The sequence below is a fragment of the Tessaracoccus flavus genome (assembly GCF_001997295.1).
GTDB classification, from domain to species: domain Bacteria; phylum Actinomycetota; class Actinomycetes; order Propionibacteriales; family Propionibacteriaceae; genus Arachnia; species Arachnia flava.
Map to the genome: position 1 here is coordinate 1,137,722 of NZ_CP019605.1, position 23,950 is coordinate 1,161,671.

Genomic DNA, 23,950 nt, shown 5'->3' on the forward strand with positions numbered 1-23,950 from the left:
CCTCAACGGCCCTCCCAGCGGGCCGCCGCTCCCCACGCCCGACGACAAGACCGGCGCCGAGTGGTCCGTGCTCAGGCCCCCGTCGGGCCCGACGATCCCGCTCAACAGGCTGGCGCCCGAGGCCGCGCTTCGCCGCCTGGAGCTGACGATCGTCCGCAGACTCGAGGGCTTTCTCCACGGCGACCACCTCGGGCTCCTGCCCGGCGCTGGTTCGGACACCAACGACGCCCGCGTCTACCAACCGGGCCAGGACGACGTGCGCAAGATGGACTGGGCCGTCACCGCCCGCACCACGGTGCCGCACGTCCGAGACACCATGGCCGACCGCGAACTGGAGATCTGGGCCCTGCTGGACGTGACGCCGTCGATGAACTGGGGCACCGAGGGCGTCACCAAGCGCGACCTCGGGATCGCGGCCATCGCAACGATCGGCTTCCTCAGCCAGAAGATGGGCGACCGGTTCGGGGGCATGATGATGCTGCCCGACCAGGTCAAGCGACTCCCCGCGAGGTCCGGACGCACCGCCCTGTACGGGTTGCTGCGCAAGATGCTGACCGAGCCCATCGTTCCCGACCACGCCGAGGGCGACCTGCAGCTCGAGGACGGGATCGAGCAGATGACCCGCTCGCAGCGCCGGCGGGGGATGCGCGTGATCGTCTCTGACTTCCTCACCCCCGGCGACGCGGAGCTCGATCCCAACGTGCCGCCCGCCTGGGAACGTGCCGTTCGGCGCCTGGCGGTGCGCAACCAGGTGTTGTGTGTCGAGGTCGTGGACCGCCACGAGGTTGAGTTCCCCGACGTCGGCGAGATGCTCATCCGCGACCCGGAGACCGACTTCTCGCGTTACATCAACACGTCCGACGACGCCGCCCGTCGTCGCATGGACGCGGCCACCCGCGCCCAGCGCGAGCGGATCAAGGTCGCCCTGCGCCGCGCCGGGGCCGGTCACATCCAGCTCCGGACCGACCGCGACTGGGTGGCCGACATCGCCCGCTTCGTGCTCAACTACCGGCGGGTCGCCAACATGCTGCACCAGCCGCCCCAAGGGGTGAGCAAGTGATGTGGGGCTGGGTTCCGGAGTTCCAGAATCCCGAGCGGCTGTGGTGGCTGCTGCTCCTGCCGGCGCTGATCGTCATCTACCTCATCCTGCTCAGGCTGAAGGGCAGGGTCGCGCTGCGGTTCACGAACACCGGCGTCCTCGGTCGCGTGGTCGGGTCGCAGCGTCGCTGGACCAGACACCTGGCCGTCGCGATGTCGCTCTGTTCTCTCGTGGCGCTCGCGTTGGCGTACGCCAACCCGCTGGGGACGGAGAAGCAGCCGCGGGAGCGCGCCACCGTCGTCATGGTCATCGACGTCTCGTTGTCCATGTCCGCCGACGACGTCGCCCCCAACCGGTTGAGCGCCGCGAAGCAGGCGGCGACGGACTTCGTCCAGGGACTGCCGACCAGCTACAACGTCGCGGTGGTCTCGATGTCGGGTTCGCCCTCCATCGTCGCGCCGCCGCTGACGGACCGCGGCGCGATCGAGCGCGCCATCGGCGCCATGGAACTGTCCGACGGCACTGCGATCGGGGAGTCGATCACGTCGGCGCTGCGCGCCGTCGACCAGGCCCCCGCGGGCGACGATGAGGACGAACCCGCGCCCGCCATGATTGTCATGCTCTCCGACGGCACGAACACCGAGGGCCCGGAGCCCGCAGCCGCCGCGGCGGCCGCGGCCGAGCGGGACGTCCCCATCTACACGATTGCCTACGGCACGCAGAATGGATTCGTGGACATCGACGGGCAGCGCGAGAACGTGGCGCCCGACGTCGAGGCGCTCCGGGAGATCGCGCGGGCCACCGGCGGGGAGTCCGTCCAGGCCGACGACGTCGCGTCGCTGAACGACGCCTACCGCGACATCGGCTCGGTAGTGGGCTACGAAGAGGTCCGCAAGCCGATCACCGCCCAGTACGCGTTCTTCGCGCTCGGCTTCGCCGTCGTCGCAGCGCTGGGGGCCGTCATGATGGCGGCGAGGTGGCCACGATGACCCCGCTGGCGCTGGAGTTCATGGCTCCCAACCGGCTGTGGGCCCTGCTGATCATCGTGCTCATCGCCGCGCTCTACGTCGTCCTGTCCGGCCGCACGACGCCGCGGCCGATGAGTTCGCGGCTGCGGCTGGTGGTCCCGAAGGACGCCGCCTGGAAGCGCCACGGGGCGGTGCTGCTGGCGCTGCTCAGCTTGGGCGCCCTCATTGTCGCCTGGGCGATCCCCATGGACTACGTGAACAAGCCCCGAGATCGGGCGACGATCGTCGTCGCCGTCGACGTGTCATGGTCGATGGAGGCCGAGGACATCGACCCCAACCGGCTGGTGGCGGCTCAGACGTCGGCCAAGGCCTTCGTGGATTCGCTTCCGGAGCGCTTCAACGTGGCGCTCGTGACCTTCGCCGGGACCCCGGACATCGCAGTACCGCCCACCGTGGACCGCGGGGCCGTCGCCCGGGCGATCGATGCCTTTCAACTGGCCCCCTCCACCGCCGTCGGGGAGGGCGTCTACCGCAGCCTCGAAGCGCTCCGACAGGTGCCGCCGGATCCCGACGACCCCGAGGCCGTACCCCCGGCCGCGATCGTCCTGCTGTCCGACGGCGCCACCAACATCGGGCGCAGCTCCGCCGGCGCCGCGGAGGCCGCGAAGGCCGCAGGCGTGCCGGTCTACACGATCGCCTACGGCACGGATGGCCCCAACGCGTACGTCGAGCAGGACGGGCAGCGGCAGCGCGTCTCCGTCGACCACTGGGAGCTGTCCGAACTCGCCCGGCTCTCGGGCGGCCAGAAGTACTCCGCCGAGAGCAGCGGCCAGTTGCGCGAGACCTACGAGGCCATCCGCCGGTCCGTCGGCACGGAGCGGGTGCCGGCTGAGGTGACGGACCGGTACGCCGGTCTCGCCATCGTCTTCGCGGTGTTGTCGGCCCTCGGGGTCATCTCATTGGGCGCGAGGTGGCCGTGACGGTCACCGAGAACCTCCGCAGCGTCCGGACGCGGATCGACGACGCCTGCCGCGCGGCGGGGCGGGACCCGTCGTCGGTCACGCTGCTGCCGGTCTCGAAGTACCACGGGATCGACCAGATCCGGGAGGCACACCGCGCCGGGTACGCGCTGTTCGGTGAGAACCGGGTGCAGGAGATGGCGGAGAAATCCGAAGCCCTCGCCGGCGAGGGGATCGGGTTCGCCGTCATCGGCCGCGTCCAGACCAACAAGGCCAAGCAGGTCGCGGAGCTGGCCGCCGAGCTGCACTCCCTCGACTCGCTCCGACTCGCCACCGCGCTGCAGCGACGTCTGCAAGGCCTCGGCCGCCGGCTGCCCGTCCTCGTTCAGGTGAACACCTCCGGGGAGCCGCAGAAGGGCGGGATCGAGCCCAGTGAGGCACCGGAGTTCGCCAAGCAGCTCGCGGGGCTCGATGCGCTCGTACCGATGGGGCTCATGACGATGGCGGTCAACAGCCCCGACCGTGCCGTCGTGGCCGCCTGCTTCGCCACCCTGGCCGCTGTTCAGGCCGCGCTGCGCGACACCACCGGCGGTGGCTGGGACGAACTGAGCATGGGCATGTCCGGAGACTTCCCGATCGCCATCGAGCACGGGGCGACGACCGTGCGCCTCGGCACCGCGATCTTCGGACCGCGCGGGTAGCGGGCTAGCCCAGGTTCTCGATCTCCAGACGCGGGACGTCGGGGCTGTGCGGCATTCCGAAGACCTGTTCGAGGAACGACACCTGAGATTCCAGGCTCTGCCTGCGCGCGGCCATGGTGCGGAAGCCGTGGCCCTCGCCGTCGAACATCACCAGCGCCACCGGAAGCCCCGCCTGTCGTACGGCCTGCGCCATCTGCTCTGCCTGGTTTGGCGGCACCACTTTGTCGTCCAGGCCCTGCAGGATGAGCATGGGAGTCGAGAGGCTCTCGAGGTGGTTGATGGGGGAGCGGGCCTCATACACGTCGCGCCCCTCCGGCCACGGGGCGACCAGACCGTCGAGGTAGCGCGACTCGGCCTTGTGGGTGTCGGTGGCCAGCGTCGGGAGGTAGCCGATGCCGTAGCGGCTGATACCGGCCGCGTACACGTCGGAGCTGACGAGCGACTTCAGGGTGGTGAAGCCGCCGGCGCTGCCGCCGGTGATCGCCACCCGACGCGGATCGATGCGGTCGCTGACGGCGCGCACGGCGGCCTCGGCGTCGGCGACGTCCAGCACGCCCCACTGCCCGCGGAGCCGGTCGCGGTAGGCGCGGCCGAAGCCGGTGGAGCCCGAGTAGTTCACGTCGATCACCGCGAAGCCACGCGACACCCAGAACTGGATCTGGGGGTCGTAGCTCGCGGTGGTCATGGCGGTCGGGCCGCCGTGGGTGAGGACGATGAGCGGCGGGGCCGCGGCGTCGGGGAGATACAGCCAGGAGTGGACGGGTCCTGCCGGCCCATCGGCCCACACCGCCTCGGGGGTGACGGCTGAGGCGACGGCGTCGCGTGCGCCGTCGATGATCTCGACCTGGCCGTCGCGACGGATGGCCACGAGGGAGGGGGGCCGGTCGGCGAACTCCGCGACGGCGTAGATGGTCTCACCGTCGGTCGCGATCGAGTCGATGTCGGTGGTGCCCGGGAGTGGGTGCCGCACGGCCCCGGTGCAGTGGTTCCACACCGCCAGGCGACCCCTCCCGTCGGCGTACTCCACGGAGGCCAGTTCGTCACTCCCGACGGCGCAGGCGACCGCCGGGTTCAACACCCAGGTGGGGCCGCTGCAGTCGTGGCCGACCTCCCAGCGAGCCCCGCCGTCGATCCGCCAGTTCCAGAACCCGTTGTCATCGGCCACATGGGCCAGGCGCCCGTCCTCCAGCCAGAGTGGGAACTGGGCCGACACGCCGCGCGACGCGGCGACGGCACGGGCGTCGGTGGGGTCGTCGAGGGAGGCCACCCAGACCTCGGCGGTGTCCCAGCTCATGTCGGGGTGGCGCCACTGGTACCAAGCCACCTGCGCTCCGGCCGATGCGATTCCCGCGTAGAAGTCGGCGCCCGTGGCGACGACCCGTCCGCCGTCCTCGTTCGGGCCGGTCAAGGACAGCTCGACGACCTCGGTCCGCGGCTCAGGGTCGGCCTCGTGGTCCTCGCGGACGGCGAGGAGCCTGCCTCCCGCAAGGTGCAGACCGCCATAGACGAAGCGCTGCTGCTCCGGCGTCACGGGCCGGGGCTGACCGTCCTCGATGAGCCAGACGCGACGGGTGCGGTCGTCGACGTAGGCGACGTGCGTGTCGCCGACGCTGTACGCCCCGCCTCCGTACTCCATCGCACGCGACCGCACCGACGCCTCGGGGGTGAGGTCCGTGACGACGCCGTCGGCCCACCGCCGGACGGTGCTGCGGCCGTCCTCGGCTGCGATCGTCGCCAGCCAGAAGACACCCTGGCCGGTCACCTGAACCTGGGAGATGGCGTCGGGGTAGTGGAGGACTGAGTCAAGGCTGAGCGGTTGGCGCATGCCTCTTTCCTACCGTCGGCGTGGGGGCGGCACAAGTCGGCCATTGCACCGGGGACCACCGGTGATGCACAATGGGGTCACACCTGGCCGGGCCTGATCGCAGGGGAAGGCAATCCGGCCCGACCAGGAGGTACCCATATGTCTGCTCGTCTCGACACGAACAGCAACTCGCAGGCGCGCGGGATGATCTTCGTCCACTCCGCGCCTGCCGCGCTGTGCCCGCACATCGAATGGGCCATCGGGGCCGCCCTGAACGGGCGCCCCACCCTCACCTGGACCGCGCAGCCCGCCGAGAGCGGCTCGCAGCGCGCCGAGCTGTCGTGGGCGTCGCCCATCGGGACCGGTGCCGCGATCGCGAGCTCTCTTCAGAAGCTGGGCCGCGTGCGCTTCGAGGTCACGGAGGAGCCGTCGGCCGGCAGCGACGGTCAGCGCTACTGCTTCACCCCGTCGCTGGGCGCCTTCTCGGCGGTGGTCGGCGTCCACGGTGACATCCTCGTGCCGGAGGACCGGCTGAAGCACGCCGTCGCGACGGACGCCCTCGGCGGCGAACCGATCTACAAGGGGCTCGAACGTCTGTTGGGCGTCCCCTGGGACGAGGAGCTCGACGTCTTCCGCCACGCGAGCGAGGACGCGCCCGTGCGCTGGCTGCACCAGGTCGTCTAACGCCAACCCGGACGACGGCACGCCAACGACAATCAGCGACGCCCGCGAGATCTCGCGGGCGTCGCTGTATTTCGCTGGTGTGAGCGAATTGCGATTGGCGTCTTGGTGTGCCGGTTGGCGTCGGTGAGGGCTCAGCTCAGTCCGTGATGTTCTCGTTGGTGACCACGACGGCGACGTTGTGGCCGCCGAAGCCGAACGAGTTGTTGACCGCGGCGAGGTCACCGTCGGGAAGCTGCCGGTTCTCGGTCGCGACGTCGATGCCGAGGTCCGGCTCAATGTTGTCGACGTTGATCGTGCCGGGCACCACCCGGTTCTTCAGCGCCAGCACGGTGGCGAGCGTCTCGAGCGCGCCGGCGCCGCCGAGCAGGTGCCCAGTCATGGACTTGGTCGAGTTGACCACCACGTGCTCGACGTCGCGGCCGAGCGCGTTACGGATGGACCCTGCCTCAGTGATGTCCCCCTGCGGGGTGGACGTGCCGTGGGCGTTGACGTGGACGATATCGGAGGCGCTGAGCCCTGCCTCGCGGAGGCCCTTGACCATGGCCTGCGACTGCCCGTACCCCTCGGGGTCGGGCTGGACGATGTCGTGGCTGTCGGCGGTCATGCCGGCGCCGCGCAGCGTGCCGTAGATCTTCGCGCCACGGGCCTGTGCATGCTCCAGCGTCTCGAGCACCAGCATCGCCGCGCCCTCGCCGAGGACGAACCCGTCGCGGTCGACGTCCCAGGGTCTCGAGGCCCGTTCGGGTTCGTCGTTGCGCCGCGAGAGGGCCTGCATCTGGCCGAAGGCGCCGATGGGGAGGGGGTGGATGACGGCCTCGCCGCCGCCGACCATGACCACGTCGGCGCGCCCGAGGCGGATCGTGTCCAGCCCCAGCGAGATCGCCTCGTTCGACGAGGCGCAGGCGGAGATGGGCGTGTGGATCCCGGCGCGGGCACCGATCTTCAGGCCGATGTTGGCGGCTGGGGCGTTGGCCATCAGCATCGGGATGGTGAAGGGGGAGACGCGGCGCACGCCCTTGTCCTTCATGACATCCCACTGCCCCAGCAATGAGTGCAGGCCGCCGATGCCGGTCGCGCTGCACACGCCGAGGCGGTCTCGGTCCACGGGGTTGTCCTCGCCGAGCCCGAATCCCGCGTCGGCCCAGGCCTCAAGGCCAGCGACCATGACCAACTGCGTCGAGCGGTCCAGCTTCCGGGCCTCGATGCGGTCGATGATCTCGGTGGGCTCGACGGCGGCCCTCGCCGCGATGCGGGTGGGCAGGTCCGCGGCCCAGTCCTCGGTGATGAGGGAGACGCCCGAGCGCCCGGAGAGCAGGGCCTCCCAGGTGGACGGGGCTGTACCACCGAGAGGGGTGGTGGCGCCGATGCCGGTGATCACGACGGTGGTGGACATGAGGCTCCTCTAAATGATGGATGAGTGGGAGCGGCGGGGCGTGATCCGCCCCGCCGCAACGCGATCAGTTGGTGGCGCGCTCGATGTAGGCGACGGCGTCGCCCACGGTCTTGAGGTTCTTGGCGTCCTCGTCGGGGATCTCGACGCCGAACTTGTCCTCGCAGCCGTAGATGATCTCGACCATCGAGAGCGAGTCCACGCCGAGGTCGTCGACGAACGACTTGTCGAGCTGGACGTCCTCGGTGGCGATGCCGGCGATGTCGTTGACGATCTCAGCCAGGTCGGCGCGGATCTCTTCAGTGCTAGCCATGTCTGGCTCCTTCTCTAGTGAGTGTGCGGTCAGGGCAGGATCACGGTCTGGCCGGCGAACACGAGGCCCGCTCCAAATCCGATGATCAGGGCGCTGTCGCCGCTCTTGGCCTGCCCGGATTCGAGCAGGCTTTCCATCGCCAGCGGGATCGATGCCGCAGACGAATTACCCATGGTGACGATGTCGCGGGCGACCACGACCTCCTCGGGCAGCTTGAGGTGGCGCAACATGGAGTCGGTGATCCGGTTGTTCGCCTGGTGGGGGATGAAGCAGTCGAGCTCGTCGGGCGTCAGGCCGGAGGCTTCGAGCGTCTCCTTTGCCTTCTCCACGATCGAGGTGGTGGCCCACTTGAAGACCTCGCGACCCTCCATGTGGATGAACGGGCCCTTCTCCTCGGGGCCGACGGTGCGCCAGTCGTCGATCTCGATGACCGCGTGCGCCTCCGGCTTCGAACCCCAGATGGTAGGGCCGATCGCCGGCTCGTCGCTGGGGCCGATGACGACCGCGCCTGCGCCGTCGGAGAAGAGGAAGGCGGTCGAGCGGTCGTCGATGTCGGTGTAGCGCGAGAGCACCTCGACGCCGAGCACGAGCACGTGCCGCGCCGAGCCCGAGCGGACCATCGATTCGGCCAGCCCGACGCCGTAGCAGAAGCCTGCGCAGGCTGCCGAGAGATCGAACGCCGCAGGCGCGGGCAGCCCGAGCTTTTCGGCGATGATGCAGGCCAGCGCGGGCGTCTGCATGAAATGGGAGACGGTCGACACCAGGACGGCGTCGATGTCGGAGGGCTGCAGCCCGGCCCGTTCGATCGCCTTGGAGGCGGCCTCGAGGCCGAGCGTCTCCGCGTCCTCGCCGTCGGCGGCCCAGCGGCGCTCCTTAATGCCGGTGCGCTGGGTGATCCACTCGTCGGTGGAGTCGATCATCGTGCACAGCTCGTCGTTGGTGACGACGCGGCTGCCGCGGGCTCCGCCCACGCTCATCAGTCGAGCGTGGGTGGCGCCGGTGGAGGTCTTGAGGGTCATGTCGCTCAGTTCTCGTCGTTGTGGAAGGTGGAGTGGGTGCGGCAGAACGCCCGCGCGTCATCGAGCTGGTCGGGGGAGTCGAGGTTGAACAGCTCCACGCCGGGAAGGTTCCGCTTCGCGATTCCGGTGAGCGTGCCGGCGGGCGTCAGCTCGAGGATGCCCGTCACCCCCAGCTGCGTCATCGTCTCCATGCAGAGATCCCAGCGGACCGGGTTGGCCACCTGGTTGATCATCCGCAGGAGGGCGTCATCCCCGTTGGTGACGACGGCCCCGTCTCGGTTGGAGATCAGGCGCGTGCGTGGTGCGGCGGAGGCCACACCCTCGGCGACTCGCGTCAGGCGCTCGACGGCGGGCTCCATGTGCACGGTGTGGAATGCGCCGGCCACGCTGAGCGGGACCAGCCGAGCCCGTCGCGGTGGGTTGTCCGCGAGGGCTGCGAGCTGTTCGACGGTGCCCGCGGCGACGATCTGTCCAGCGCCGTTGTTGTTGGCGGGGGTGAGGCCGGCCTCCTCGATGGCGGCCAGCACCTCGTCCGGCTTGCCGGCGACGACGGCGGTCATGGAGGTCTCGCGGAGCGCTGAGGCCTCAGCCATTGCCTGCCCGCGCTCGCGGACCAGCTTGATCGCGTCGTCGTCGTGCAGCACTCCGGCGAGTGCCATCGCCGCGAGCTCGCCGACGGAGTGACCGGCGACGACGTCCGCGAGAGAGGCGAGGTCGGCCGACAGGGCGCGGGCCGCCACGAGACTGGCGGCCACGAGGAGCGGCTGCGCCACGGCGGTGTCGCGGATGGTCTCGGCATCCGCCTCCGTGCCGAAGTGGGCGAGGTCGAGGTCGGTGACGCCCGACATCTGCGCCACACGTTCGGCGGATTCCGGGTCCTGGAGCCACGCAGTGAGGAAGCCGGGGGTCTGGGCGCCTTGACCGGGCGCGACGATTGCAAGCACGAGATTCAGTCTTCCCGGCCCCCGCGTCGGAGGCGGGATCGAATGTCACGAAATTATCACGCAGCGGTTTGTGGAGTTCTGACAAGCCCTCTCGAGCTAGCAGCCCTGAGAGGGGGGTGACGCTTGTCGGGTGCACTGAATCACGCCGGTGTTGCCCGGCGTCGGCGGTTACGGACCGCGCTCAGTCGTGGAGCCGGCCGAGCGTGATCGCCATGCGGAGGATGTAGGCCTCGCGTGGATCGGCTGGGTTGTAACCGGTGACCTCCTGGATGCGCTTGAGGCGGTAGCGCACCGTGTTGGGGTGGATGAACAGGGCGCGGGCGGTCGCCTCCATCGAGGAGCCGCAGTCGAGGAAGCCCACGCACGTGTCGAGGAGTTCCTTGTGCGCGGCCAGGGCGGGGTAGAGCTCCGAGGCCAGGACGCGGCGGGCGTGGCCGTCTCCCGCCAACGCTCGCTCGGGAAGGAGATCCACCGACAGCAGGGTCCTCGGGCCCTCCGGCCAAGCCTTCGCGGCGCGGTAGCCCGAGGCGGCGGCGCGGGCCGAACGCGGTGCCCCGGCGAGCGTCTCGGCTGTCGGCCCGACGACGATTGGACCGGTCGCGAAATGCTCCTGCAACTGCGCGATGCGGTCACAGGTCTCGACCGGCTCGGTGACCCCCGCGCCCCCGATGATGCACACCAGGCGGTCGCCCTGCGGGGCGGCCAGGACGTCGAGCGAGAGCTTGGCGGCGGCGCGGCGGAGCGCATCGATGCTGCCGTCCTCCGCCATCCCGCCGATTGCCACGACCACGCGGGACTCTGTGTTCCAGCCAAGGGTGGAGGCGCGCGAGAGCATGGATTCGTCGGTTTCGGCACGCACCACGGCGTCGACGATCGTCGCCTCGATCCGCGAGTCCCAGGCGCCGCGCGCCTCCGCGGCGCGGGCATAGATCGCGGCGGCGGCGAAGGCGATCTCGCGCGAGTAGTGCACGATCCCCAGTTGCACCGGCTGGCGGTCCCCTCGCGGCAGGAGGTGCTGGAGTTGTTCCTCCAGGACCTCAGTGGTCGTGCGCACCAGGTCGACGGTCTGCTGGAGGGAGATCCGTCGCGCCATCGCCCGAGGGGCGGCTTCGAACACCGTCTCCGCCTTGAACTCGGCACCGGAGAACCACGTGACGAATCCGTCGATGCCGGCGCGGGCCAGGATGCCGATCCACGACCTCGACTCCGGGTCCAGCTGACCGAACCACTCGTGACGCTGGGTCATGGCGGTCACGGTCGCCGTGTTGATCTCAGAGGTGGCCGCGCTCAGCCGTTTCAGCAGCGCCGTGCGGGCGCGCGACGACGAGATGAGGGCGGGCGCTGTGCCGGGGCGGTGATCCATGGCGTCAGCCTAGTGCCCGCGATCGGTGCGGCTAGGCTGTCGCTATGGCGCGCAGGGTGTTCGTGATCGGGATGGGCCCCGGAGGCTTCGGGCAGCTGACGCTCGACGCCGTCGACGCGATGAACGAGGTGGACGTCTTCCTCGTGGGCGACCACAGCGACGACGCCCCCGACCTCGTCTGGCTGCGCAGCGAGGTGATCCGCCGTCACGTCGCCCGTGCTCACCGCGTGATCACGGTCCTGGATCCCGGCCGGGACCACCCACCGCCGGACGACCTGGACGATGCGCGGCTGGCCACCTACGGGCAGATCCTCGGCGGGCTGTCCGACGACCTCACCGTGGGTTTCCTGGCCTGGGGGGACCCGGTGACGTACGACTCGATCCTGCGCGTCGTCGATGCGCTCCGATCCGCCCACCCGCTCGAGGTGAAGGTAATCCCCGGCGTCAGCGCGCCGCAGGTGCTCGCGGCCGCCCACCAGATCGCACTGGACGGACGCGCGGTCCACATCACGACCGGTCCAAGGCTGTTGTCGGACTACGACCCGGGGCTGGGTGATGTCGTGGTGCTCAACGACCCCGACCTCACCTGCCGGGGATTGGCGGAGGAGTTCCCGGACCTCGAGATCTTCTGGGGTGCCTTCCTCGGCACGGAGGATCAGGTGCTCGCCAACGGCCCCCTGCGACAGGTACTGCCGGACCTCGTGGACCTGCGGGACAAGCTGCAGGCCCATCACGGATGGCTGAACGACACCTATCTCCTGCGTCCGTAACGTGGGCGGTCCCACGCGTTGGACGTCGCTGGGTCTAGGTTGACCGCGTTCCCCCGACCGGAAGGCACCAGCGATGCAGCAGCTCCAGGACATTCTCGATTCAACGGCCTCATTCGTCTGGGGCCCGCTTTTCCTCATCCCTCTTCTCCTTCTCACGGGGCTGTGGCTGACCGTGCGTCTGCGCGGGATCCAGTTCCGGACCCTCGGGTCAGCGATGAGGCTGGCGCTCTGGGAACGCCATGACCATGACGCCGAGGGCGGCGACATCTCCCATTTCCAGGCGCTCACCACCGCGCTCGCCGCCACGGTGGGCGTCGGCAACATCGTGGGCGTCGCCACCGCCATCTCGATCGGGGGACCGGGGGCGCTGTTCTGGATGTGGGTGACGGGCCTGGTCGGCATGGCCTCCAAGTACTCCGAGGCCTTCCTGGCCGTGCGGTTCCGCACCGTCGACGACAAGGGCGAGGTCTCGGGCGGCCCGCAGTACTACCTCAAGAAGGCGCTCCCCGGACAGTGGGGTGTGGCGCTCAGCATCATCTTCGCCGTGTTCGCGGTGCTGGCGAGCTTCGGCATCGGCAACATGACCCAGGGCAACGCGGTGGCGGCCAACATGGAGGACGCCTTCGGCGTGCCGACGCAGATCACCGCCATCGTCCTGGCCGTGTTCGTGGGCCTCGTCATCCTTGGCGGGATCAAGGTCATCGGGCGGGTCACCGCAGCGTTCGTGCCGATCATGATCGTCCTGTACGTCCTGGGAGCGCTGTTCATCCTGGCCGTCAACATCACCGACGTGCCAGGTGCCTTCGCCCTCATCTTCGGGCAGGCGTTCACCGGGCAGGCTGCCACCGGTGGCGCCATCGGCGGACTCATGATCGCCATCCAGATGGGTGTTGCCCGCGGCATCTTCTCCAACGAATCGGGCATGGGCTCCGCTGCGATCGCGGCGGCCGCCGCGAAGACCACGCACCCCGTCCGCCAGGGGCTCGTCTCGATGACGCAGACGTTCATCGACACCATCATCGTCGTGAGTTGCACCGGCCTCGTGCTGGTCACCACCGGAGTCTGGGAGGCCGACGCGAACGCCGCGGTGCTGACCTCCATGGCGTTCAGCACCGGGCTCCCCGGCAACTGGGGGCAGTACATCGTGGCGCTGGGCGTGGTGATGTTCGCATCCTCGACCATCCTCGGGTGGTCCTACTACGGCGACCGGTGCGTCGAGAGGCTGTTCGGGGCGCGCGCGACGCTCGCCTACCGCATCGTCTTCACGCTCGTTGTCTACGTCGGCGCGACGATCCCGCTCGGCATCGTCTGGTCGTTCGCCGACGTCATGAACGGTCTGATGGCCCTGCCCAACCTCATCGGTCTGCTCATCCTGTCCGGACTCATCGCCCGCGAGACCGCCCACTACCTGAAGAACGATCCGAAGCTTCGTGCCGGACGCACCGAGGTGGACGACTTCATGGCCGACCAGGTGCGGGAAGCCTAGGTGACGCCGTGAAGGATTCAATGCGCCCGGGGATCACCGGAACCCTGTCGGTCACGGTGGATGAGTCGCTGACCGTTCCGGAAGTCAGCAGCAAGTACCCGCGGTTCGCGGAGATGCCGCAGGTGTTCGCCACGGGGTACATGGTCGCCTTCGCCGAGTGCACGGCGATGGAGGCGATGGCACCTCACCTCGACGAGGGGGAGGACTCCGTCGGCATCGGCGTGGACATGACCCACACCGCCCCGACGCCGGTCGGCCTGACCGTGACCGCGGTGGCGGAGCTCGTGGAGGTGGACGGCCGAATCCTGACCTTCACCGTGACGCTCAGCGACGACGCCGGACCCATCGGCGAGGGACGCCACACGAGGGCGGTCATCAACCGCGAGAAGTTCGATGCCGGCGTCCAGAGGCGGCGCGAGTCGATCGAGCGATGACCGACCCGGCCGAGGCCCTGCGCGAGTACGCGTTCTGGCTGGAGCGTGAGCGGGCAGACACCTACCGCGTGCGCGCCTTCCGCGACGCCGCAGACCTGGCCGAGGCCATCCCCGAGCCAGATCGTCCGAGGACGGAGGCGGGATGGCGGGAACTGCCCGGGTTCGGTCCCAAGACGGCGGCCGTCGCCGCCGCCGCCTGCGCTGGTCGGGTGGCTGACTCGCTGGCCGCCCGTCGCGAGGCCGGGGGCACGTCGCTGGACCCGCGTGGCGACGCGCTCCGGCGCCAGCTACGGGGCGACCTCCACACGCACACCACCTGGTCGGACGGGGGCTCCTCCGTCGCGGAGATGGCGCGGGTGGCCGAGAGCCTCGGGCACGAATACTTCGCCGTCACGGACCATTCGCCCCGGCTTCGCGTCGCCAACGGCCTCAGCCGTGAGCGGCTGCTGGCGCAGTGGGACGAGATCGACCGGGTCCAGGCCGGGCGCAGCGTCCGCATCCTGAAGGGCATTGAGGTCGACATCCTCGCCGACGGCGGCCTGGACCAGGGCCCGGACCTGCTGTCGCGTCTCGACGTCGTCACCGCCAGCGTCCACTCCGACCTGCGCGCCGATTCGGCCGCCATGACCGCCAGGATGGTCGCCGCCGTCGCCAACCCGGTCACCACGGTCTTGGGGCACTGCACCGGCAGGAAGCTCAGGAAGGACGGCTCCTGGCGACCCGAGTCCGGCTTCGACGCGGAGATCGTCTTCGCTGCCTGCGCGATGTTCGGGGTGGCGGTGGAGATCAACTCGCGGCCGGAGCGGCAGGATCCGCCGATGGAACTCATTCGCCTGGCCGGCGAGGCCGGCTGCCTGTTCGCCATCGATTCGGACGCGCACGCGCCCGGCCAGTTGGACTTCCTCACTTACGGCGCCGCGCGCGCCGCCGAGGCCGGAATCGACCCGGACCGCATCATCACGACCTGGCCCGTCGCGAAGCTCCTCGATCACGCGCGGCGACACACCAAGCCCTGACCTGCCCCCGGGCAATGCCGCCGATCCCTTCCGGCAACGGCCGGAGCCGGTTACGCTGAACCGAAACCACTGTCTACGTGGAGGAGGAAACCATGCCTGACTGGCCTATCTGGGTATGGGTGCTGATCGTCGTGATCGCGCTCATCGTCATTGTCGCCATCGTGGCCGGAGCCAAGGAGAAGCAGGTTGCGGACCGTCAGCGAGCCGAGGAGCTCCGCTCCAAGGCGACGCAGGAGGAGCACCTGCTCGGTAAGCGCCGTGAGAGGGCCGATGAACTCGGGTCGCAGGCTGAGGCCGCCCGATCCGCGGCCCTGCTCGAGGCCGAGCGAGCGGAGCGGCTCCGTGAAGAGGCAGAGGCCGCCGAGGAGCGGGCCGCCTATGCCACTGAAGACGCCGAAGTCCTCATCACAGAGGCTGACCGCAGCCACGCTGACTACGAGCGGGCCGAGAAGGAGCACGACGAGATGATCCGTGAGGCAGACCGTCGGGATCCTGACGTGCGCACCGACCGGGACGGGAACCGCATCCTCGGTGAGGACGACCACCGGGGCGTCGATCCTGACGGCGACGGCCTTCTTGACCGTGACCCCGACGAAGACGTCCGACTCCGAGACGCGGGGCGCCCGATCGACGACACTCGCGACGCCGGACTCCACCGGGACGACCACGCCGACACGGACGTCGACCTCGGCAGCTCGGACCTCGACGACGACGGCCCCGCCTACGACGACCAGGGCCGTCGGCTGGACCCATACGGCAACCCGGTCGAGGACTACCCCGACGACGACAGGAGGCTCTGACATGGTCGACGAATCAACAGATCAGCCGCTCGGCGAACCGCTTCGCGAGGTATCCGACGAGCGCATGGACGACGGCTACCGCCGCGACGAGTTCGGGTTCCGCATCGACGACCAGGGCCACCGGGTCGATGAGGAGGGCAACCGGATCAACGCCGACGGCGAGAAGATCGACATCTACGGAGACGGGGAGGGCGGCGACATGCCCGTGCCACCCATCCCACCGAGGCTTCACCAGTAGCCCCGTCGCCATTCGTCACCACCACCGCGCCCCCCGGAATGCCCGGGGGGCGCGGCGCTGTCTGGACCCCCACCGGGCACCTGCAGTGCGTAGTAGGGTGGTGAACCGACACGCTCACACGATGTGATGCCGCTTGCTCTACCGAGAGGAACTTTCGTGAGTCAGAACGAGGCCGGACCGATCCTGAATGGTCTGCCCACCAATCTGCCGGACATCGATCCCGCGGAGACCGCCGAGTGGCTGGAATCCCTCGACGGGGTCATCGATGCCGGAGGCCGGAACCGCGCCCGGTACGTGATGCTGAAGCTCCTCGAGCGGGCACGCGAGCGGCACATCGGAGTGCCTTCGTTGACCGGCACGGACTACGTCAACACCATCCCCGCAGCCAAGGAGCCCGCCTTCCCGGGGGACGAGACCCTTGAGCGTGGCATCCGCCGTCTCCTGCGCTGGAACGCCGCCATCATGGTGCACCGCGCCCAGCGCCCCGGCATCGGCGTCGGCGGACACATCGCGTCGTACGCGTCGTCCGCCACCCTCTACGAAGTCGGCTTCAACCACTTCTTCCGCGGGAAGGACCACCCGGGCGGCGGCGACCAGATCTTCTTCCAGGGACACGCGTCGCCGGGCATGTACGCCCGCGCCTACCTTGAGGGACGACTCGACGAGGTCGACCTCGACGGCTTCCGGCAGGAGCACTCCCACATCGTCGACGGTGAAGTGCGTGCACTGCCGAGCTACCCGCACCCGCACCAGATGCCCAAGTTCTGGGAGTTCCCGACGGTGTCGATGGGCCTCGGGCCCCTCAACGCGATCTACCAGGCGCAGTTCAACCGCTACCTCCACAACCGCGGCATCAAGGACACCTCCGACCAGCGCGTCTGGGCCTTCCTGGGCGACGGCGAGATGGACGAGCCCGAATCGCGCGGCGTCCTGCAGCTTGCCGCCAACGAGGAGCTCGACAACCTGACGTTCGTCGTCAACTGCAACCTGCAGCGGCTCGACGGCCCGGTGCGCGGCAACGGCAAGATCGTCCAGGAACTCGAGGCCTTCTTCCGCGGCGCGGGCTGGAACGTCATCAAGGTGGTCTGGGGCCGCGGGTGGGACCCGCTGCTCGCCAACGATCACGAGGGCGCACTGGTCAACCTCATGAACTCCACCACGGACGGCGACTTCCAGACCTTCAAGGCCAACGACGGCGCCTACGTGCGCAAGTTCTTCTTCGAGCGCGATCCACGGACCGCCGCCATGGTCAAGGACTGGACCGACGACGAGATCTGGCGCCTGACCCGCGGCGGGCACGACTTCGCCAAGGTCTACGGCGCCTATAAGGCAGCCACCGAATTCACCGGTGCGCCGACGGTCATCCTCGCCCACACCATCAAGGGCTACTTCCTCGGCAAACACTTCGCCGGGCGCAACGCCACGCACCAGATGAAGAAGCTCGCCCTCGACGACCTCAAGAGCTTCCGCGACCGGGTGGACGTCCCCGTCTCCGACGCCCAGTTGGAAGAGGACCCCTACCGTCCTCCGTACATCCACCCGGGGGCCGACGATCCCCGCATCAAGTACCTCCAGGCACGCCGCGCGGAGCTCGGCGGGTACCTGCCGGAGCGACGTGGCGACCGCAAGTTCATCTCGCTGCCGGGGGACAAGTCCTACGAATCCTCGAAGAAGGGTTCGGGCAACCAGCAGGTGGCCACCACGATGGCGTTCGTGAGGCTGCTCAAGGACCTCATGCGCGACAAGGAGTTCGCCCCCCGCGTCGTGCCGATCATCCCGGACGAGGCGCGTACGTTCGGTATGGACGCCTTCTTCCCCACGATCAAGATCTACAACCCGCACGGTCAGAACTACACCCCGGTGGATAACGAGCTGTTCCTCAGCTATCGGGAGTCGAAGACCGGCCAGATCCTGCACACCGGCATCAACGAGGCGGGCTCCGTCGGCGCCTTCACGGCGGCCGGCTCGTCCTACGCCACGCACGGCGAGCCGATGGTGCCGATCTACATCTTCTACTCGATGTTCGGCTTCCAGCGCACGGGTGACGGCCTCTGGGCGGCGGCCGATCAGCTGGCGCGCGGCTTCCTCATCGGTGCCACGGCGGGGCGCACCACGCTGACCGGCGAGGGCACCCAGCACATGGACGGCCACTCGCCGCTGCTCGCCTCCACCAACGCCGCGGTGGTCTCCTACGACCCGGCCTACGGTTACGAGATCGCACACATCGTGCGCGACGGACTGCGTCGGATGTACGGGGAGAAGCCCGAGGACATCATCTACTACCTCACTGTGTACAACGAGCCCATCGTGCAGCCCGCCGAACCTGAGGGCGTGGAGGTCGAGGGGATACTCCGCGGCATGTACCTGCTCAAGCCCGGCAACTTTGACGGGGTGGGGGAGGACGCCCGCCGCGCCCAGATCCTCGCCTCCGGCGTCGGCGTGCCGTGGGCCCTCGAGGCACAGGAACTGCTGAAGGCCGACTTCGGGATCGTGGCCGATGTCTGGAGCGTGACCTCCTGGGGCGAGCTCCGCCGCGAAGGCCTTGAGGCCGACGAGGCGAAGTTCGCCGACCCGACAGGGGAGCACGACCCGATCTGGGTGGAGAAGAAGCTCGCCGACGCGCCCGGGCCTGTCGTCGCCGTCAGCGACTACATGCGCGCAGTGCCGGACCAGATCCGCCAGTGGGTGCCGGGCGACTACACCACTCTCGGTGCCGACGGCTTCGGCTTCTCGGACACCCGCGCCGCCGCTCGACGCTTCTTCAAGATCGACGGCCCGTCCATCGCTGTGGCTGTGCTGCAGCGGCTGGCGGCCGCGGGCGAGGTGCCGATGGAGTGGGCCACGAAGGCCGCCGAGAAGTACCGGCTGGACGACGTCACGGCCGGCTCCTCCGGCAACGCCGGCGGGGACGCCTGACACACTCGAACCGGACGGGGCCGATCACACACGATCGGCCCCGTCCGGCCTGTCCGTAGCGGTCCGCGGTGGCCTAGAGCTGGCCCCCCGTGCGAAGTCGCGGCCCATCTGGCAGGCTTGGAGCGTGGACACCGAAGGACTCACTGGAGCCGAACTACTTGCACTCGAACCCGGATTGGTGGTGCAGGAGCTCGGCTGGGATGAGGATGTCGACGCCGATCTGCGTGACGACATCATGGATGCCATCGACGCGGAGATGGTCGATGAACCGCTGGAAGCGGTCGACGTCGTCATCTTGTGGTGGCGCGACGACGACGGCGATGTGGCCGACGGACTCGTGGACGCGATGACGGACCTCACCGACAAGGGCATCATCTGGCTACTGACGCCCAAGGTCGGCCGCTCGGGGTTCATCGACCCGAGCTCGGTCGCTGAAGGGGTGACCATTGCGGGTCTGTCGTTGACCAGGACGGCCAACGTCGCACCCGACTGGCAGGCGACCAAGGTGGTCCGTCCCAAGAACACCAGACGATGATGGCACGCATCGGAGTCATGACCTCGGGCGGAGACGCCCAGGGGATGAACGCTGCGGTACGCGCGATCGTGCGTAGCGGCATCCACTCCGGTGCCGAGGTCTTCGCGATCAAGGAGGGCTGGGCCGGCGCCATCGCCGGCCAGGATCACATCGTCCAGCTCGGATGGAGCGACGTCTCGGGCATCCTCAACAAGGGCGGCACCGTCATCGGCACCGCGAGGTCGCTGGAGTTCATGACCCGTGAGGGCCAGCTCCAGGCCGTTGCCAACCTCATCGCCAACGGCATCGACCGGCTGATCGTCATCGGAGGCGACGGGTCGCTCACCGGAAGCCGCCAGCTCTGCCTGTCGTGGTCCGACTACGTCGAGCAGCTGCTCTCCGAGGGTCGGATCACGAGCGATCAGGCCGCAGCGCACCCCGCGCTCCACATTGCGGGCATCGTCGGCTCGATCGACAACGACATGGTCGGCACCGACATGACGATCGGCACCGACTCGGCGCTCCACCGGATCACCGAGGCCATCGACGCGATCAGCTCGACCGCGGAGTCGCACCGCCGCACGTTCATCATCGAGGTCATGGGCCGCCGCTGCGGCTACCTAGCCCTCATGAGCGCCATCGCGGGCGGCGCCGACTACACCTTCCTGCCGGAGTCGCCCCCACGCGACGGCTGGGAGGAGCGGATGATCGATGTGCTGGCCAGGGGCCGGGCCGCCGGTCGCCGCGATTCCATCATCATGGTCGCGGAGGGCGCCGCCGATCGGTCCGGGCAGCCCATCACCGCCACCACCATCGCGCAGGTGCTGCGGGAACGCGCCGGGGAGGAAGCCCGGATCACGATCCTCGGCCATGTGCAGCGCGGTGGCACCCCGTCGGCGTACGACCGGTGGATGGCGACGGCGTGTGGTGTCGAGGCCGTGCGTCGGGTTCTCGAGGCCGAACCCGGCAGCGAGCCGGTGCTCGTCGGGGTGCACCGCGACGCCGTCCACACCACGCCTCTCGTGCAGGCCGTCGAGGACACCCACCGGATCGCCGGGCTCGTTGCCGACGCCGAGTACCAGGCCGCCGTCGAGGCCCGCGGGCATGGCTTCACGACGATGATCGATGTCTACCGGATGCTCATCGAGGCGGAGCCGTCGGTTCGCCCGACGCCCGGCGCGCGTCGGATCGCGATCATGCACGCCGGGGCTCTGGCGCCCGGGATGAACCAGCTGGCTCGGGTGGCGGTCCGATCGGGGCTCGACCGCGGCTACACGATGCTCGCCGTCCGTGGAGGGGTCCCCGGCCTCATCGCCGGCGACGTCGACGAGGTCACCTGGTCCGACGTGGAGGGCATGGCCAACACCGGAGGCGCGGCGTTCGGTACGCGACGCTTCGTCCCGGCTGAGAGCGACCTGTACCAGATGGCGCGCACCATTGAGCAGCACAACATCGACGCCCTGCTCGTCATGGGGGGCTTCCACGCCTACGCGACCGTGGACATGATGGAGCGCGAGCGGCGGCGCTACCAGGCGTTCGACATCCCCATCGCCCTGTTGCCGGCCAGCATCGACAACAACCTGCCCGGCTGGCCGATGGCGGTCGGTGCGGACACGGCACTCAACACCGTCGTGGACTCCATCGACATGGTGCGGATGTCGGCCTCCGCGAGCAAGCGGGCGTTCGTCGTCGAGACGATGGGCCGTCAGTGTGGCTTCCTACCACTGGTCGGTGGCATCGCCGGGGGTGCGGAGAAGGCCTACCTTCCCGAGACTGGCCTCAGCCTCGCGGAGTTGTCCACCGACGTGGAGGCGCTCGTCGATGCCTTCGAGAGTGGCCGTACCTTCTACCTCGCCGTGATGGGCGAGGAGGCGAGCGAGCATTACACGTCCGATGTGGTGGCGAAGCTGTTCGAGGCCGAGGGCCGTGGGCTGTATTCGGTTCGTCAGGCCGTCATCGGACACGTCCAACAGGGCGGCACTCCTTCGCCCTTCGATCGGATCAACGCGACGCGGCTGGCCTACCAGGCGGTCGTCAACCTGGACGGACAGCTCAAGACCGGTCGCAGCGACTACGTGGCGGCTTCGAGCGCAGCACCGACCCTGCTGGCGCCACTGCGGACCGTCACCGACGCGATGGACTGGGACAACCAACGCCCCCACGAACAGTGGTGGCTCCGCCTGCGCTCCGTCTTCGACCAACTCAGCCGACGCCCCGGCCAGGAGTAACCAACCGACAGCTGCACTCTCCCACGTTTCCCTGAGTAGCGGCCATGAGGGACGAGTGGCCGCGAAGGTCTTATGGTCTGTCAAGTGGTGTGGGGGAGGTTGTTGAGGTCTGTTTGGAGGGCGGTCCAGAGGTCTCGGGTGACGTGTCGTTTGAGTGCTCGGATGGCTTCGGAGCGGGTCTTTCCTTCGGATACTCGGCGTTGGATGTAGGTCTTGGATCGCGGGTCGGTTCCGAGGCGTCCGATGACGACGCGGTGGATGACGCTGTTGGCTTGCCGGTCGCCCGAGCGCGACAATCTCCACCGGCTGGACTTTCCCGATTGAACGGGCAGTGGTGCCACGCCGACAAGTTTGGCGAACGCGTCACCGGAGGTGATCCGGCCGGGGTGACCGGCGGTGATCAACAACTGGGCAGTGGTCACTGGCCCGACATGATGCTGGGCCAGCAGGGTCGGCGCGATCGGGGTGAGGATCCTGAGCAGTTGCGCATCGATCTCGACGATGGCCCGATCATGGTCGAGGCAGGCACGGGCGAGGTCCCTGAGGGCGAGTTTGTAACTGTTGACAGGGTCGTGGAGACGAGTCAGGTCGGGACGCCACGCGGCGATCCGGGCCAGTTTCTGGGCCGAGTTCAACCCCCGCACCTGGTCAGCGAGGTCGTCGGGACAGGTCACCAGCATCCCGCCTACACGGCCCCAGGCCCGCTGCCTGGAGCTCCGGTGATGGGCCCGCAGCACCATCAACGGTCGTAGCGCGGCGATCGCGGGATGATAGTGCTTGGCTAGGCCCTTCTGGGTGCCGGCCGCCGCCGCGGTCGCCGCCCGGTACGCGTCGAGCTCATCGGTCTTCCCGTGCCGGGCCCGGTCACCTCGTTCGGTGTGGTTGATCTCGATCACCTCGATCCCGGCAGCATGCAACACGGCGCTCAACCCGGCACCATAGGTGCCGGTCTGTTCCACCCCGGCCCGCGAGACCCTGCCATGACCCACAGCCCAGTCCAGCAACTCAAGATAGCCGGCCGGGGTGGCCGGGAACTGCTGGTCAGCCACCGGAGCACCGGTCGCCGCATCCACCAACGCCGCGTGATGGATGTCCAGATGGGTATCGATACCCACCACCACCGATCCTGATGGGGGGTTGCGGTGACCGCGCGTGTGTGATGTCTTGTACATGTTGCCTCCCTCAAGGCTTGTCACTATCAGCCGGGAGGGATGGCTCAGCAGGCCGGGGACCGGAGCACTACAGAGATGAGCCCCACACACGCGGGGCACGGTCTTATCAAGCTACCGCCCCGGCCTGACCCATCCCCCAACCCGCACGCGGGGTCAGACACCGGCCCGGATCTCCCAGGGATCAACGAGGCAGGGCACATCGCTGCAACGCCCTCCAGGGCAGTATCGAAGACAGCCACCACCACAAGACCACCGGAAAGCCCGGCACCCTCATCCTTGCTGATCCCCGGGAAACCCGGTACCCCCAATCCTCTCTGTATCGAAGGGCTCGCAACAGGCCCCCTGTCGAAGGTCAGCGCAGCCGTGTGGCACCCTTCGATACGGTCGCTCGTTCCTCGCTCCCTACTCAGGGCGACGGTGGGATCGTTCTCTCGTTACTCGCTCCCTACTCAGGGCGACGGTGGGATCGTTCTCTCGTTACTCGCTCCCTACTCAGGGCGACGGTGGGATCGTTCGCTCGTTCCTCGCTCCCTACTCAGGGCGACGGTGGGATCGTTCTCTCGTTCCTCGCTCCCCACTCATGGCGACGGTGGGATCGTTCTCTCGTTCCTCGCTCCCCACTCAGGGCCACGGTGGGAACAACCGCGTCCCGTGCGCAGACTCAACTCGACGGTGACGTGGCGCAGGCGATGACCTGCACGCCGAAGGTGTCGGCGGCGGCGCACTCGATGGCGGTCAGCTGGGCGAGCGCGGGGGAGTCGTCGGGGACAGCGGATGGGATGGTGTCGCGGAAGAACAGCGTGCTGCCGTCGGAATCGCGCCGGATGAGCGTGAACTCGACCTTGTTCGGTACGGAGTCGCTGGTGCGGGTGCCCGTGAAGTTGCAGGACACGGCCTCCCCGGTGGGGTCGGTCTGAACGTCGACGGCAAGCGATTCGGCGACACCCGTATAGCCCTGCCGCTGGTCCGCCACCAGTGCGAGGCAGGCGTCGTTGAGATCCTCCTCGACACTCGTGAGGACCACCGCCTGGATGCGCGTGTCGGTGGTCAACTCCCTCAGTCGGACCAGTCGGCGCTCGTCCTGCACCACTTCGTCGGCGTAGAGCCTCCAGCCTGGGGGCACCGTCAGCACGGCACCGTCGAGATCCAGGGGAACCCCCGCCGCGGGACTCACGGAGGGTGATGCTGACGC

22 protein-coding genes are annotated in these 23,950 nt (G+C 68.8%); 14 read left to right on the forward strand and 8 right to left on the reverse strand.

The window, feature by feature from the left end; all coding sequences use genetic code 11:
* The first annotated feature begins 67 nt into the window (after positions 1–67).
* The 4 genes from RPIT_RS05120 to RPIT_RS05135 are packed head-to-tail and all read left to right on the forward strand — an operon-like array spanning position 68 to position 3,667.
* Entirely contained in the window at positions 68–1,060 is a 993-nt protein-coding gene (locus RPIT_RS05120; RefSeq protein ID WP_226996383.1) for a DUF58 domain-containing protein, read from the forward strand.
* On the forward strand, positions 1,060–2,028 hold the full coding sequence (locus RPIT_RS05125; protein WP_077344217.1) for a VWA domain-containing protein: 969 nt from the start codon (positions 1,060–1,062) through the stop codon (positions 2,026–2,028). The genes RPIT_RS05120 and RPIT_RS05125 overlap by 1 nt, the downstream gene beginning before the upstream one ends.
* On the forward strand, positions 2,016–2,987 hold the full coding sequence (locus RPIT_RS05130; RefSeq protein WP_077341274.1) for a VWA domain-containing protein: 972 nt from the start codon (positions 2,016–2,018) through the stop codon (positions 2,985–2,987). The genes RPIT_RS05125 and RPIT_RS05130 overlap by 13 nt, the downstream gene beginning before the upstream one ends.
* Positions 2,984–3,667 carry a YggS family pyridoxal phosphate-dependent enzyme gene (locus RPIT_RS05135; RefSeq protein ID WP_077341276.1) on the forward strand — a complete coding sequence of 228 codons (684 nt, stop codon included), beginning with the start codon at positions 2,984–2,986 and terminating at the stop codon, positions 3,665–3,667. The genes RPIT_RS05130 and RPIT_RS05135 overlap by 4 nt, the downstream gene beginning before the upstream one ends.
* Positions 3,668–3,671: 4 nt before the next feature.
* Here the strand turns inward: RPIT_RS05135 and RPIT_RS05140 are convergent, their stop codons facing one another.
* A complete protein-coding gene (locus RPIT_RS05140; protein WP_077341278.1) occupies positions 3,672–5,492 on the reverse strand; it encodes an alpha/beta hydrolase family protein in 1,821 nt (606 codons plus the stop codon).
* Between the two features lie 138 nt (positions 5,493–5,630).
* Between RPIT_RS05140 and RPIT_RS05145 the strand changes: the two genes are divergently transcribed.
* Positions 5,631–6,155: a DUF3145 domain-containing protein gene (locus tag RPIT_RS05145; RefSeq protein WP_077341280.1), complete on the forward strand. Its 525-nt coding sequence runs from the start codon at positions 5,631–5,633 to the stop codon at positions 6,153–6,155.
* A gap of 136 nt (positions 6,156–6,291) precedes the next feature.
* Here the strand turns inward: RPIT_RS05145 and RPIT_RS05150 are convergent, their stop codons facing one another.
* From RPIT_RS05150 to RPIT_RS05170, 5 genes are all read right to left on the reverse strand, one after another.
* Positions 6,292–7,548, reverse strand: a complete 1,257-nt coding sequence (locus RPIT_RS05150) for a beta-ketoacyl-[acyl-carrier-protein] synthase family protein (protein ID WP_077341282.1) — start codon at positions 7,546–7,548, stop codon at positions 6,292–6,294.
* Positions 7,549–7,612: 64 nt separating this feature from the next.
* Entirely contained in the window at positions 7,613–7,858 is a 246-nt protein-coding gene (locus RPIT_RS05155; RefSeq protein WP_077341284.1) for an acyl carrier protein, read from the reverse strand.
* A 29-nt stretch (positions 7,859–7,887) separates the two neighbouring features.
* Positions 7,888–8,877: a beta-ketoacyl-ACP synthase III gene (locus RPIT_RS05160; protein ID WP_077341286.1), complete on the reverse strand. Its 990-nt coding sequence runs from the start codon at positions 8,875–8,877 to the stop codon at positions 7,888–7,890.
* Between the two features lie 5 nt (positions 8,878–8,882).
* Positions 8,883–9,821 (reverse strand): ACP S-malonyltransferase, encoded by a 939-nt coding sequence (locus RPIT_RS05165; RefSeq protein WP_077341288.1) that lies wholly within the window; start codon positions 9,819–9,821, stop codon positions 8,883–8,885.
* A 181-nt stretch (positions 9,822–10,002) separates the two neighbouring features.
* Entirely contained in the window at positions 10,003–11,184 is a 1,182-nt protein-coding gene (locus RPIT_RS05170) for a PucR family transcriptional regulator (protein WP_077341290.1), read from the reverse strand.
* A 44-nt stretch (positions 11,185–11,228) separates the two neighbouring features.
* On the opposite strand from RPIT_RS05170, the gene RPIT_RS05175 reads away from it, so the two are divergent.
* From RPIT_RS05175 to RPIT_RS05215, 9 genes are all read left to right on the forward strand, one after another.
* The gene (locus RPIT_RS05175; RefSeq protein WP_077341292.1) at positions 11,229–11,954 is read left to right on the forward strand and encodes a precorrin 6A synthase; all 726 of its coding nucleotides are present in this window, start codon (positions 11,229–11,231) and stop codon (positions 11,952–11,954) included.
* Between the two features lie 73 nt (positions 11,955–12,027).
* Positions 12,028–13,440 carry an alanine/glycine:cation symporter family protein gene (locus RPIT_RS05180; RefSeq protein ID WP_077341294.1) on the forward strand — a complete coding sequence of 471 codons (1,413 nt, stop codon included), beginning with the start codon at positions 12,028–12,030 and terminating at the stop codon, positions 13,438–13,440.
* Positions 13,441–13,448: 8 nt separating this feature from the next.
* On the forward strand, positions 13,449–13,874 hold the full coding sequence (locus RPIT_RS05185) for a thioesterase family protein (protein ID WP_218121525.1): 426 nt from the start codon (positions 13,449–13,451) through the stop codon (positions 13,872–13,874).
* Positions 13,871–14,890 (forward strand): PHP domain-containing protein, encoded by a 1,020-nt coding sequence (locus RPIT_RS05190; RefSeq protein WP_077341298.1) that lies wholly within the window; start codon positions 13,871–13,873, stop codon positions 14,888–14,890. Before RPIT_RS05185 ends, RPIT_RS05190 begins: the two co-directional genes overlap by 4 nt.
* Positions 14,891–14,982: 92 nt before the next feature.
* Entirely contained in the window at positions 14,983–15,690 is a 708-nt protein-coding gene (locus RPIT_RS05195; RefSeq protein WP_143028181.1) for a hypothetical protein, read from the forward strand.
* 1 nt (position 15,691) lies between these two features.
* Complete coding sequence (locus RPIT_RS05200; RefSeq protein WP_077341302.1) at positions 15,692–15,928, forward strand: hypothetical protein; 237 nt, start codon at positions 15,692–15,694, stop codon at positions 15,926–15,928.
* A 126-nt stretch (positions 15,929–16,054) separates the two neighbouring features.
* Positions 16,055–18,844 (forward strand): pyruvate dehydrogenase (acetyl-transferring), homodimeric type, encoded by a 2,790-nt coding sequence (gene aceE, locus RPIT_RS05205; protein WP_077341304.1) that lies wholly within the window; start codon positions 16,055–16,057, stop codon positions 18,842–18,844.
* Between the two features lie 124 nt (positions 18,845–18,968).
* Entirely contained in the window at positions 18,969–19,379 is a 411-nt protein-coding gene (locus RPIT_RS05210; protein ID WP_093664709.1) for a DUF3052 domain-containing protein, read from the forward strand.
* Entirely contained in the window at positions 19,376–21,586 is a 2,211-nt protein-coding gene (locus RPIT_RS05215; RefSeq protein ID WP_077341306.1) for a 6-phosphofructokinase, read from the forward strand. Before RPIT_RS05210 ends, RPIT_RS05215 begins: the two co-directional genes overlap by 4 nt.
* Positions 21,587–21,666: 80 nt before the next feature.
* Here the strand turns inward: RPIT_RS05215 and RPIT_RS05220 are convergent, their stop codons facing one another.
* On the reverse strand, positions 21,667–22,758 hold the full coding sequence (locus RPIT_RS05220; RefSeq protein WP_077341308.1) for an IS110 family RNA-guided transposase: 1,092 nt from the start codon (positions 22,756–22,758) through the stop codon (positions 21,667–21,669).
* A gap of 661 nt (positions 22,759–23,419) precedes the next feature.
* Entirely contained in the window at positions 23,420–23,932 is a 513-nt protein-coding gene (locus RPIT_RS05225) for a hypothetical protein (RefSeq protein WP_077341310.1), read from the reverse strand.
* Positions 23,933–23,950 lie beyond the last annotated feature (18 nt).